The organism is Kocuria rhizophila, from assembly GCF_003667225.1.
In the GTDB taxonomy this organism is placed as follows: Bacteria; Actinomycetota; Actinomycetes; order Actinomycetales; family Micrococcaceae; genus Kocuria; species Kocuria rhizophila.
The window spans coordinates 1-12,333 of record NZ_RCOM01000075.1 but is presented as its reverse complement, the minus strand read 5'-3'; the positions used below and the strand labels follow the sequence as shown (position 1 = coordinate 12,333).

The following is a 12,333-nucleotide window of genomic DNA, read 5'->3' as shown; positions in this document are numbered from 1 at the left end:
GTTCCGCCTCGTCCTGGGTGGGGAGCTGCCCGCCGATGAGCACGGGCATGTCCACGAGCGCGAACCCGCCGGAGCCCTCCCAGTCCTCGAGCCAACCCTGCGGCGGGGCGGCGGCACTGTCGGTCACCACCGCGACCCTGCGGCGACCGCCTTTCTCGCGCGGGACGCGGCGCGGCGTCGTCGTCCGGGCCTCCTGCGGGGGAGGCGGGCGGGGCGGGTGCGTCCCCCGCGTGCGCGCTGCCGTCCGTGCGCAGCCCCGGGAACGGACGGAGCCCGCCCTCCGGCTCGTGCGAGTCGGGGGACGGGCTCCGGGAACCGTGGGCGGTCATCAGACCACGATGTTCACGAGCTTGGGAGCGCGCACGATCACCTTGCGCACCGTGGCGTCCGCGAGCAGCCGCTGGACCGTCTCCGATGCCATGGCCGCGGCCTCCAGGTCCGCCTCGGTGATGTCCGCGGGGACCTCCAGGCGGTCGCGGACCTTGCCCTTGATCTGGACCACGGCGGTCACGGTGTCCTGCACCAGCAGCGCGGGGTCCACGGTGGGCCACGGGGCGCGCACCACGGTGTCCTCGTGGCCGATCAGGTGCCACATGTCCTCGGCGGGGTACGGCGCCACGAGGCTCAGCAGGATCGCGACGGCCTCCACGGCCTCGCGCACGGCGGGATCCGCCGGGCCGCAGCCGGTGTCAATGGCCTTGCGCACCGTGTTCACCAGTTCCATGGTGCGGGCGATGACCACGTTGAACTTTCCGGAGTCCAGCAGCTGCTCGGCGTCCGCCACCGTGCGGTGCGTGGCGCTGCGCAGCGCCTTGTCCCCGTCCGCGAACGACGCCGCCGGGTCCGCCGTGCAGTCCTGGGCCAGGCGCCACGCGCGGGCCAGGAACTTTTGGGAGCCCTGCGGGGAGACGTCCGCCCAGTCCACGTCGTCCTCGGGCGGGGACGCGAACACCATGGTGAGGCGCACGGCGTCCACGCCGAAGGCGTCCAGCTGCTCGCCCAGGTCCACGCCGTTGCCCAGGGACTTGGACATCGCCTTGCCGCCGTTGAGCACCTGGCCCTGGTTCAGCAGCGCCTTGAACGGCTCGGTGAAACCCACCAGGCCGAAGTCGTAGAGGGCCTTGGTGAAGAACCGCGAGTACAGCAGGTGCAGGATCGCGTGCTCCACACCGCCCACGTACTGGTCCACCGGCAGCCAGCGGTCCACCGCCGCACGGTCGAACGGGGCGGCGTCGTCCTGCGGGGACGTGTAGCGCAGGTAGTACCAGGACGAGTCCACGAACGTGTCCATGGTGTCAGTGTCACGCTTCGCGGCCCCACCGCACGCGGGGCAGCTGACGTTCACCCAGTCTGACGCCGCCGCGAGCGGGCTCTGCCCCTTGGGCGCGAGCTGCTCACCGCGCAGGTCCTCGGGCAGCCGCACGGGCAGCTGGTCCTCGGGCACCGGCACCTCGCCGCACGAGGCGCAGTGGATGATCGGGATGGGGGCACCCCAGAAACGCTGCCGGGACAGCAGCCAGTCCCGCAGCCGGAAGTTCACGAAGCGTTCGCCGGTGCCGGCCTCGGTGACGATCTCGATGGCCTTTTCCAGGGCCTCTGCCTTGGGCAGCCCGTCCAGAGGACCCGAGTTGATCAGGGTGCCGTCCCCGACCGCGGCGACGCCGGAGACCGCGGGATCCTCCTCGCCGGTGTCCAGCACGGTGCGGATCGGCAGGTCGAAGGCGCGGGCGAAGTCCAGGTCACGCTGGTCGTGGGCGGGCACCGCCATGATCACGCCCGTGCCGTAGTCCGCGAGCACGTAGTCCGAGGCCCACACCGGCAACTTCTCGCCCGTCAGGGGGTTCACCGCCCAGCGGCCCAGGAACACGCCGGTCTTCTCGCGGTCCGAGGACTGCCGCTCGATGTCCGACAGCGCCTTGACCTGCTCGCGGTACTCGGCGAGCGCCGCGGCCTGCTCGGGGGCCACGACGTCCTGGGCGATCTGTGCGTCCGCGGCCACCACGCAGAACGTGGCGCCGTAGAGGGTGTCCGGGCGAGTGGTGAACACGGTGACGGTGCGCCCGGAGGTGTCCGAGGCGTCGGCACCCTCGGCGGGAGCGCCCTCGATCACGAAGTTCACGTGCGCACCCTCGGAGCGCCCGATCCAGTTGCGCTGCATGGCCAGCACGCGCTCGGGCCAGTGGCCCTCCAGCTCGCTCATGTCGTCCAGCAGGCGCTGGGCGTAGTCGGTGATCTTGAAGTACCACTGGTTCAGGGACTTCTTGGTCACGGGGGTGTGGCAGCGCTCGCAGGCCCCGTTGACCACCTGCTCGTTGGCCAGCACGGTCTGGTCCTTGGGGCACCAGTTGACCGGGGAGTCCTTCCGGTAGGCCAGCCCGTGGGAGTAGAACTGCAGGAACAGCCACTGGGTCCAGCGGTAGTACTCGGGGTCGGAGGTGTGGATCTCCCGGTCCCAGTCCGCGCTGATCGCGTAGCGCTTGAAGGACTCGCGCTGGGTGTCGATGTTGCGGTAGGTCCACTCCGCGGGGTGGGCGTCGCGCTTGATCGCGGCGTTCTCCGCGGGCAGCCCGAACGAGTCCCAGCCCACGGGGTGCATCACGTCGTAGCCGCGGTGCCACCAGTAGCGGGCCACCACGTCACCCATGGCGAACGCCTCGGCGTGGCCCATGTGGAGGTCACCGGAGGGGTAGGGGAACATGTCGAGCACGTAGCGCCGTTCCGCAGAGCCGTCGTCGGCGGGCGCGTAGACGCGGTTCTCGTCCCAGTAGCCGGACCAGGTGGCCTCGATGCGCTGGACGTCGTACTCGGTGCCCGCCTCCGGGGTGCTGTGCTCGCTCACGTGCCTCGCCTTCAGGTTCACGGGGCCGGGCGGGTGCCGAGGCCGGGGTTCCGGGGCGGCAGCGCGGTCCCCCGCGTGGATGTGTGGGGATCCCTCCCAGTTTAGACCAGCGGCCGTCACGGCCCGCGTGCAGGGGGCCCGGCTACCATGGGGGCGCCCGATGACGCATGGATGGAGGCCCGGTGGACAACCCCTACGCAGAACGCCGCAGCGTGGTACTGGACGGGTACCGCGTGCGGTACTGGTTCTACGACGCGGACAAGCAGCGCAAACCTCTGCTGGTCATGCTCCACGGCTTCCGCGGTGACCACCACGGGCTGCAGCTGATCGCCACCGCACTGCGGGAGAAGTACCACGTGGTGGTCCCGGACCTGCCCGGCTTCGGCCGCTCCGAACCCTTCCCGCAGCGCGAGCACTCCGTGGACGAGTACGTGCGGTTCACCCGGGACTTCATCACCGCCCTGACCGACGGCGCCGTGACCCCGGACTCCGGCACGGGCGTGGTGCTCGCGGGACACTCCTTCGGCTCCATCCTGGCCGCGCACTTCGCCGCCGAGCACCCCTCCATGGTGGAGCGGCTGGTGCTCATCAACCCCATCTCCCAGCCCGCGCTGAGCGGGTCGCAGAAGTCCCTGACCAAGCTCACCCGGCTGTACTACGGCGCGGGTTCCACCATGCCCCGCCGGCTGGGCACCCGGCTGCTGTCCTCCAACGCCGTGGTCAAGCTCATGACGGACGTGATGATCAAGTCCGAGGACCCCGAGATCAAGCACTACGCGCTGCGCCAGCACCAGGCGTACTTCAACACGTTCGCCAACCGGGACGTCCTCACCCAGGCCTACGACGCCTCGATCTCCCGCACCGTGGCCGAGGTGGCCATGAAGCTCACCATGCCCACCCTGCTGATCGTGGGCGAGCTGGACGACCTCGGCTCCGTGGACTCCCAGCGCACCATGGCGTCCTGGATCCGCAGCCACAGCCTGCAGATCATCCCCGGGGTGGGCCACCTGATCCACTACGAGGCGCCGCAGACCGCCGCGCGGATGATCGAGGACTTCCTGGAGTCCCCCGCCCCCGAGCCCCTGGAGGGCTACGACCAGCTGCCCCACGCGGACACCACCGTGTCCACCCCCGACCAGCTCACCGGCATGCTCCCCGCCGTGGACCCCGCGGCGAGCGCCGCGCAGTTCCGGCGGGAGACCCGGGCGCGTGGCCTGTCCGGGGAGTCCGAGCGGTGAAGCTGCTCTTCGACGCCCGCTACATCCGCACCGACCACCACGACGGCATCAGCCGCTACAGCGCCGAGCTGCTCGCCGCGACCGCCCGAGAGGTGCGGCAGGATCCGCGGGTGCGGCTGTGCGCGCTGGTCAGCGACCCCGCCCAGCGGGCGTTCGTGCCCGAGGACGTCGCCACGATCACGGGCCCCTCGGTCACCTCGCCCGCGGAGGTTCTCACGGCGCTCGCGGTCAACCGCTTCGACCCGGACGTGGTGTTCTCCCCCATGCAGACCATGGGCTCGCTGGGGCGCCGGTACCGGTTGATCCTCACGCTGCACGATCTCATCTACTACGAGCACCCGCAGCCCCCGGGCGACCTGCCGCTGCCGGTGCAGTGGGGCTGGCGCGCGTACCACAAGGCCTGGTGGCCCCAGCGGCTCACGCTCAACCGCGCCGATGCCGTGGCCACGGTCTCGCAGACCTCCCGGCAGCAGATCCTGGCCCGCCGCCTCACGAAGCGGGACGTGCGCGTGATCGCCAACGCGGCGCCGTCGGCGGGGATCCCCGAGGACGAGGCGTTCGCCCGGCTTCCGCGCCGCGGCACGGACCTGGTGTACATGGGCTCGTTCCTGCCGTACAAGAACGTGGAGACCCTGTTGCGGGCCATGGCCCACCTCCCCGGGCACACCCTGCACCTGCTCTCGCGCATCTCCCCCGCGCGCCGCGCCGAACTCCAGGCCCAGGTGCCGGCCGGGGCCCGCGTGGTTTTCCACGGCGGCGTGGGCGAGGAGCAGTACCGCGAGCTGCTGTCCTCGTGCGCCGCGCTGGTCACGGCGTCCCGCGCGGAGGGCTACGGCCTGCCGCTCGTGGAAGCCTTCGCCGAGGGTGCGCCCGTCGTGTGCTCCGAGCTGCCGATCTTCCGCGAGGTCGCCGGGGACGCCGCCGGCTACGCCCCGGTGGACGACGACGCCGCCTTCGCCGCCCGGGTGCGCGAGCTCACGGACCCGGGTCTCGCCCGGCAGCGCGTCCTGGCGGGGCTGGAACGGATCCGCGAGCACACGTGGGCGGACTCCGCGCGGGACCTGCTGGACCTCGCACGCGAGCTGCACCAGCGCGGCTGAACGCCCCGGGGAGATGGCCCGAGGACTCACTCGTGGCACTTCTGGTGCCCGCGGGACCGCATCCGGCGGCAGATTCCCCGTTCTCCGGGACGGCGACACGAAAGCCGCCGCCCCGGACCGCTGGGCTCGCCGGGTGGTTCAGAGCAGGTCGGCGACGTCGCAGCGCACGTTCACGGGCGCGTGCTCCCGCAGGGCCGAGGCCCGGGCCTTCTCCGCGCGCAACGCCGCGGTGATCTTGGGCGCGATCCCGAACCCGAAAAACAGCAGGGCGCGGTACGGCCGGTCCTCGCCGGATCCTGCGCCCGCCCGGCCCGGGCGCGCGGTCTCCGCGGAACCCGCACGCGCGAGCCCGTCGAGAGTGCCATCGGACGTCTCCCCGGTCTCGTTCTCCGCGACGTCAGCGCCATTGCCGGGTGTGTTCTCGACCGGGGCGGGCCCCACCACGCGCACCCGCTCGGGCAGCTGGAGGTCCCGCAGGGTGGCCGCGAGCGCCCCGCGGGGACCCGTGAGCGCCGCGGTGCGCACCGCGGGGGGCAGGCCCAGCTCGTGGCGCTCGTGCAGCTCCCGCTCCGAGTGCCCGGCGGGGTCCCAGCGCACGAGCGCGGACACGGCGCGGTCCTGGTCCGCGGTGACCACCACTGTGCCGCCGTGCTCTGCCGAGCGCACGAGGGCGGCGGCATTGAACCACCGGCGCAGGGTCTGCTCCTCGGCGCGCAGCCACGGGCGGGCGAGCATCTGGTTGCCGTCCAGCAGCAGGGCCGCGGCGTACCCGCCCTCGGCCACCGGTTCCGCCCCGGGGGTGGCCACCACGAGCGCGGGAGCGGACCCCACGCGCGCCCGGACCGTGTGCTCGGAAGACGAAATCACAGGCACCTGCGGGAAGGCCCTCCCGAGTTCCTCGGCGGTGCGCCCGGCACCGACGGAACTCAGGCGCACCCTGGTGAAGCCGCACTCCGCGCAGCTCCACTCGTGCGCCTGGCGACCGCACCACGTGCACACCGGCACGGCGTTCGCCGAGGACAGGGCGAGCGGCCCGTCGCACGCGCGGCAGCGCGCCGGTGTGCGGCACCGCTGGCAGGCGAGGACCGGCGCGTAGCCCTTGCGGGCCACCTGCACGAGCACCGGTCCCTTCTCGAGGGCCGCGCGCGCCACCCGGAACGCCTCGTGCGGCAGCCGCGCGCGGGCCGCGAGCGGATCGCGGGCCGTGTTGTAGGAGTCCGAGGTCGCCTCGATCCGCGGGGAGCACCTGCGCAGCTCCGTCCGGTCCGGGGCCAGCCGCACGGCCCACCCCGTGCTCACGAGGCGCTGGGCCTCCGGGCTCACGGCGTAGCCGGTGAACAGCGCGGCCAGGTTCTGCTGCTGGGCCCGCAGCAGCAGGACGTCCCGGGTGTGCTGGTAGGGGGCGCGCTGCTCCACGAAGTTGACGTCCCCGTCGTCGTGGCAGCACACCAGGGCGAGGTCCTGCACCGGTGCATAGGCCGCCGAGCGCGTGCCCACGGCCAGCCGCTTGCGGCCCAGCGCGAGCTCCAGGAATCCGCGGTAGCGCGGGGTGGGGCCGTCCCCGGCGTGCAGCCGCACCACGGCGTCCTCCCCCACCAGCTCGTGCAGCGCGGTCTCGAGCCGTTCCAGGGCCTTGTGGTCCGCCACCACGCCCACAGCCCCGCGGCCGGCGGCGTACGCGGTGGCCATGGCGTTCGCGGTCAGGCGCGCCCAGTCGTGGTCCTCGGCGGACGGCAGCACCTCGACGACGCCGCGCACCGGCCTCCCGGACGCCACCGCCGCGATGAACTCGGGGCCGTGCTCGTAGTGCTCCCAGACCTCGGGCGACGGGGCGACGGCGTCTTCGCCCTCCCTGTCCTGTTGCCCGGGTGACGGCTGCTCCTCGGTGGCGTTTGACGGTTCCTCCACCGGTGCGGGCGTGGCGTCCCCCACGGCGAACTCCTTGTCCACGCGTGCCACCCGGGGCGCGATGGCCACGCGCAGCACGTCCGCTGCGGTTCCCGCGCAGCGCTGGGCCACGGCCTCCGCGAGGTCCACGATCTCCGGGGCTGCCACCGGCAGCGGTGAGAGCACCCGCCGGATGGGCAGCAGCCGTTCTCCCGGAACGTCGGTGTGTGCCACCCGCTCGACGACCCACCCGGACATCTTGCGCCCGGAGAAGATCACGGACACCTTGGACCCCACCACGGCCTGCTCGTGCAGGGCGGCACTCACGCGGTAGTCGAACACCCGGTCCAGGTGGGGGACGTAGGCCTCCAGCAGCACCCGGGCAACGGGGTTCTCGGCGGCCACGCCCTCGGAGCCCAGGGCGGCGCCCCGTGGGCGGGGCCCCGCCTCTCGCGTGCCGGCGGAACCACCCGAGCGCGCGGCGCGGGGCTCCGGCGCCGGGGGAAGGCCCGCGAGCGTGAGCTGCTCGCCGGAGGTGTTCTCCGGTTCCGAGGTGGCCCCCGGCCCGGGAGTGTGCTCGCGTTCCGGGGTCTCCGCTGCATCCGGGGTGCCCGCCGGGCCAGGAGGGTTTCCCACTGCGGGAGCCTGCTCCGGGGTGTCCCGCCCGGGGGTCACAGCCCCGCGGCGGAACGCAGCTCCTGCACCCGGTCGGTGCGCTCCCACGTGAAGTCGGGGTCCGTGCGGCCGAAGTGCCCGTGGGCCGCGGTCTTGGCGTAGATGGGCCGCTTGAGGTCCAGGTCCTCGATGATCGCGAGCGGACGCAGGTCGAAGACCTCGGTGATCGCGTTCTCGATGCGCACGGGATCCACGGTCTCGGTGCCGAACGTCTCCACGTACAGACCCACCGGGTGGGCCTGGCCGATCGCATAGGCCACCTGGACCTCCGCGCGGCGTGCGAGCCCTGCGGCCACCACGTTCTTGGCCACCCAGCGCATCGCGTACGCGGCGGAGCGGTCCACCTTGGAGGGGTCCTTGCCGGAGAACGCGCCACCGCCGTGGCGGGCCATGCCGCCGTAGGTGTCCACGATGATCTTGCGCCCGGTGAGCCCGGCGTCCCCCACGGGCCCGCCGCGCACGAAGTTGCCCGCGGGGTTCACGATGATCCGCGTGCCGGAGAGGTCCAGGCCGGAGTCGCCCAGGACGGGCTCGATCACGCACGTGGTGATGTCCCGGGTGAGCTGGTCGAGGTCGTAGTTCTCCGCGTGCTGGGAGGAGACCACCACGGTGTCCACGGAGACGGGGGTGTGGCCGTCGTAGCCCAGGGTCACCTGGGTCTTGCCGTCCGGGCGCAGCTCGGGCAGAACGGCGGTCTTGCGCACGCGCGTGAGCTGCTCGGAGAGCCGGTGCGCCAGGAGGATGGGGGCCGGCATGAGCGCCTCGGTCTCGTCCGAGGCGTAGCCGAACATGATGCCCTGGTCCCCCGCACCCTGGGCATCCCGCGGGTCCTTGGCGATCCCCGTGCGCTCCTCCAGGGAGTTGAAGACGCCGTCGTAGATCTCGTTGGACTGCTCACCCACGCTGATGGACACGCCGCAGAATTCACCGTCGAAGCCGTGCACCGCGGAGTTGTAGCCGATGTCCAGCAGGGTCTTGCGCACGATGTGCGGGATCTCCACGTACGCGTCCGTCTTGACCTCCCCGGCCACGTGCACGAGACCGGTGGTGACCATGGTCTCCACCGCCACGGAGGACTGGGGGTCCTCACTGAGCAGCGCGTCCAGGATGGAGTCCGAGATCTGGTCGCAGATCTTGTCCGGATGGCCCTCGGTCACGGACTCGGACGTGAAGATTCTCAGGTGCTCAGTCGATGCGCTCACGCCACCACATTACCCGGCGGCGCCGACACCCTCTTCCCGAGCGATGCGCTCCACCACGAACCGGGCGACCTCGTCCTTGCTCCCCCGCGTGGACGCCTCCTCGGCACCGCGGGCGGAGAGCACGACCACCTCGTTCTCGTCCCGGCCGAAGACCTTGTCGGTGCCCACCTCGTTGAGCACCAGCAGGTCGCAGCCCTTGCGGACCAGCTTGGCGCGGGCGAAGTCCAGCACGGAGTGCTCGGCGTCCCCGGTCTCCGCCGCGAAGCCCACCACGAGCTGGTCCAGGCCGCGCTCATCCCGCTGCGCCACCACGGCGCGCAGGATGTCCGGGTTGCGCACCAGCCGGATCACGGGGTCCGTGCCGTCCTCGGACTTCTTCATCTTGTGCTCCCCCACGGTGTCCGGGCGGAAGTCCGCCACGGCCGCGGCCATGATCACGACGTCGCTCCCGGCCGCCGCCGTCAGCGTTGCCTCCTCGAGCTCGCGCGCCGAGGACACGCGGGTGGTGCGCATGCCGTGCGGAAGATCGGTCTCCACGTGGGCCGCAATCAGGTGGACGTCCGCGCCCGCTTCGCGTGCCGCCCGGGCCAGGGCAACGCCCTGCTTGCCCGACGAGCGGTTGCCGAGGAAGCGGACGGGGTCCAGAGCCTCACGGGTGCCACCCGCGGTGACCAGCACGCGACGTCCGGCCAGCACCCCGGGGTCGGAGCCGACGTGGTCCGTGGTGGGGGCCCCGGCAGGCGCAGCCGCGACGGTGGACGGTGCGGCGTCGGGGGTGCTCGCGGAGCCGGTGGACGCGGCGTCGGAGGGCCCCGCGCTGGAGGGAGCCGTCCGAGCGGCAAGGGCCAGTGCGGCGTCGACGATGTCCTGCGGCTCGGGAAGCCGACCAGGGCCGCTGTCGGTTCCGGTGAGCCGGCCCGTGGCGGGCTCCATCACGGTGTGGCCGTGCTCGCGCAGCAGGGCCACGTTGCGCTGGGTGGCCGGGTTGAGCCACATCTCCGTGTGCATGGCCGGCGCCAGGAGCACGGGCGCGGACGTGGCGAGCACGGTGGTGCTCAGCAGGTCGTCCGCGTGGCCGTGCGCGATGCGGGCCATGAGGTCCGCGGTGGCCGGCGCGATCACCACGAGGTCCGCGGCCTGGCCCTGGGCCACGTGGTTCACGGTGTCCACGCGGTCGAAGACGGACTCCGAGACGTGCTCCCCCGTGAGGGCCTCCCACGTGGGCGCACCCACGAACTCCAGCGCCGCCCGGGTGGGCATGGGCACCACGTGGTGCCCCGCCTCGGACAGCAGCCGGGAGACGAGCGCGGCCTTGTATGCGGCAATGCCCCCGCCCACACCCAGCACCACGCGCAGGGGCGCGGGCCGGGCGGGGACGGGGGCGTGGCCGGAGTGCGGCTCAGTCACTGCTCGGTGGGCTCCGCGGAGTCCTCGGTGGTCTCCTCGACCGCAGTCTCCGCGGTCTCCGTGGAGTCCTGCCCGGGGGTCTCCTCCGAGGCCGGCAGCTGGGTGCCGTCCGAGAACATGGCGGTGGAGTCCTGCTCCTCGCCCTGGGCGAAGAAGTCACCGGTGAACATGTCCGTGGCGGTGGGCTCGTCGCTGACCATCTGGCCGTTGGGGGTGAACCCGGCGTGGGCCACGTGGTCGGCCTCGATCAGGCCCTCGTCGATCTCGCGGAACGCGATGGACAGCGGCTTCTCGTTGAGCTGGGTGTCCACCAGCGGACCCACGTACTCGAACAGGCCCTCGTGCAACTGCGAGTAGTACGCGTTGATCTGACGGGCGCGGCGGGCCCCGAAGATCACGAGTCCGTACTTGGAATCCGTCTTGTCGAGCAGCCGATCGACGGGCGGGTTGACGATGCCTTCGTTGTTCGTGCTCACGTGCTTCATGACTCCTGTGGTGGACGTAGATGTCGGTGGCGTGCGGGGCGCTCCGCGGTGGTGGGCCAGGATGGCGAGGCGCTCAGCGCCCCTGCTCACCCGGCAGCCCCATGAGTGCCACAAGCTCTGCGGCGGCGCGCTCCACGGTGTCGTTGACGACCGTGTGATCGAACTCGGACTGCGCCGCGAGTTCCAGTTTAGCCGTTTCCAGCCGACGCTGCTGCTGCTCGGGCGTCTCGGTGCCCCGGCCGACCAGCCGGTGCACCATCTCGTCCCAGCTGGGCGGGGCCAGGAAGACGAACTGCGCCTCGGGCATGGCCTGCCGGATGCTGCGCGCTCCCTGCAGGTCGATCTCGAGCAGCACGCTGCGCCCGGCGGCCAGCGCCTCCTCGACCTTGTGCCGCGGGGTGCCGTACCGGTGGAGGTTGTGCACAACGGCCCACTCGAGAAGGTCGTCCTCGTCGATCATGCGGTCGAACTCGTCGTCGCGGACGAAGAAGTAGTGCACGCCGTCCACCTCGCCGGGCCGGGGAGCGCGGGTGGTGGCCGAGACGGAGAGCCACACGTCCGGGTAGTGGTCCCGCACGTACGTGGACACGGTGCCCTTGCCCACGGCCGTGGGCCCGGCCAGAACGGTCACGGTGGGCGATGCGGGCACGAATACCTCCGGGGGTGCGGCGACGGTCGGGTCGAACTCGTCCGTCACTGTACCAACCGGGAGCCACCGCCCGCGCGGTGGTTCCTCAGCGGTCCAGGTACTCCACCAGCGCGCGGCGCTGGTGCTGGCCCAGCCCGCGCACGCGGCGGGTGGGGGCAATGCCGATCTGCTCCATGATCGCGGCGGAGCGGACCCTGCCGATCCCGGGGGTGGACTCCAGCAGCTCGGTGACCTTGAGGCGGCTCACGGCCTCGTCCTCGTCGCCGCGGCGCAGCACCTCGGCCACGGAGACGGTGCCGTCCCGCAGCCCCTTCTTGATCTCGGCGCGCACGGACCGGGCCGCCGTCGCCTTCTCCCGCGCCCTGGCGCGCTCGTCATCCGTCAGTGGCCGCAGTGCCATTCCCAGCTCTCCTCGTGGTAGCCCGACGGCCCGACCGGTCGCGCGAGAGGGGGGTGGCGAACGGGGCCGTCTCCCACCGAAAGTACCCGAGGACTTTGCGGGGGGTAAATGCACGACCGTCCCCTGACGAGCTCCGGGGCTCGCGTTCCAGGGGGCGGTCGTGCCGGGGGTCAGACGCGCTGCAGGTGCTCCGCGAGCTCCTCCGCCGAGCGCGTGACGGCCTCCCCCAGGGCACGGACGTCCGGGCCGTGAGCGAGCACGTCACGGGACGAGTTGGCCAGCACCGTGCCCCTGACCTGGGAGAACACCGAGGCGACGGCGGCCGCGTCCGCTCCCTGCGCACCGTATCCCGGAGCGAGGACCGGCCCGTTCAGCTCCCGGAGGTCGATCCCGAGGCGGCTCATGGCCTCGCCCACGGTGGCTCCGATCACCACCCCGCACGAGCCCAGCC

9 protein-coding genes and 1 pseudogene are annotated in these 12,333 nt (G+C 72.3%); 2 read left to right on the top strand and 8 right to left on the bottom strand.

Going from position 1 to position 12,333, the window contains the following annotated elements; all coding sequences use genetic code 11:
• Positions 1–328 precede the first annotated feature (328 nt).
• A complete protein-coding gene (gene leuS / locus D9R02_RS09595) occupies positions 329–2,839 on the bottom strand; it encodes a leucine--tRNA ligase (RefSeq protein ID WP_121566813.1) in 2,511 nt (836 codons plus the stop codon).
• A gap of 182 nt (positions 2,840–3,021) precedes the next feature.
• On the opposite strand from leuS, the gene D9R02_RS09590 reads away from it, so the two are divergent.
• Positions 3,022–4,077 carry an alpha/beta fold hydrolase gene (locus tag D9R02_RS09590; protein WP_039101146.1) on the top strand — a complete coding sequence of 352 codons (1,056 nt, stop codon included), beginning with the start codon at positions 3,022–3,024 and terminating at the stop codon, positions 4,075–4,077.
• Entirely contained in the window at positions 4,074–5,177 is a 1,104-nt protein-coding gene (locus D9R02_RS09585; RefSeq protein ID WP_070637773.1) for a glycosyltransferase family 4 protein, read from the top strand. Before D9R02_RS09590 ends, D9R02_RS09585 begins: the two co-directional genes overlap by 4 nt.
• 138 nt (positions 5,178–5,315) lie before the next feature.
• On the opposite strand, the gene D9R02_RS09580 is transcribed toward D9R02_RS09585, so the two are convergent.
• From D9R02_RS09580 to D9R02_RS09550, 7 genes and pseudogenes are all read right to left on the bottom strand, one after another.
• Complete coding sequence (locus D9R02_RS09580; protein ID WP_223246072.1) at positions 5,316–7,700, bottom strand: primosomal protein N' family DNA-binding protein; 2,385 nt, start codon at positions 7,698–7,700, stop codon at positions 5,316–5,318.
• Between the two features lie 35 nt (positions 7,701–7,735).
• Positions 7,736–8,941 carry a methionine adenosyltransferase gene (gene metK, locus D9R02_RS09575; protein WP_019309269.1) on the bottom strand — a complete coding sequence of 402 codons (1,206 nt, stop codon included), beginning with the start codon at positions 8,939–8,941 and terminating at the stop codon, positions 7,736–7,738.
• Positions 8,942–8,950: 9 nt separating this feature from the next.
• Entirely contained in the window at positions 8,951–10,348 is a 1,398-nt protein-coding gene (locus D9R02_RS09570) for a bifunctional phosphopantothenoylcysteine decarboxylase/phosphopantothenate synthase (protein ID WP_168165728.1), read from the bottom strand.
• On the bottom strand, positions 10,345–10,833 hold the full coding sequence (gene rpoZ / locus D9R02_RS09565; RefSeq protein ID WP_239358521.1) for a DNA-directed RNA polymerase subunit omega: 489 nt from the start codon (positions 10,831–10,833) through the stop codon (positions 10,345–10,347). The genes D9R02_RS09570 and rpoZ overlap by 4 nt, the downstream gene beginning before the upstream one ends.
• Before the next feature lie 73 nt (positions 10,834–10,906).
• Positions 10,907–11,530, bottom strand: coding sequence for a guanylate kinase (gene gmk, locus D9R02_RS09560; RefSeq protein ID WP_019309272.1), 624 nt, complete (start codon positions 11,528–11,530; stop codon positions 10,907–10,909).
• 37 nt (positions 11,531–11,567) lie between these two features.
• Positions 11,568–11,882 carry an integration host factor, actinobacterial type gene (mihF, locus tag D9R02_RS09555; RefSeq protein WP_039101143.1) on the bottom strand — a complete coding sequence of 105 codons (315 nt, stop codon included), beginning with the start codon at positions 11,880–11,882 and terminating at the stop codon, positions 11,568–11,570.
• 170 nt (positions 11,883–12,052) lie between these two features.
• Positions 12,053–12,333, bottom strand: a pseudogene (locus D9R02_RS09550) (orotidine-5'-phosphate decarboxylase); the annotation flags it as partial.

What these genes read in the sequence shown, in the direction of transcription:
- rpoZ (WP_239358521.1), bottom strand. Translation starts at nt 10,833, where the DNA reads ATGAAGCACGTGAGCACGAACAACGAAGGCATCGTCAACCCGCCCGTC.
- mihF (WP_039101143.1), bottom strand. Translation starts at nt 11,882, where the DNA reads ATGGCACTGCGGCCACTGACGGATGACGAGCGCGCCAGGGCGCGGGAG.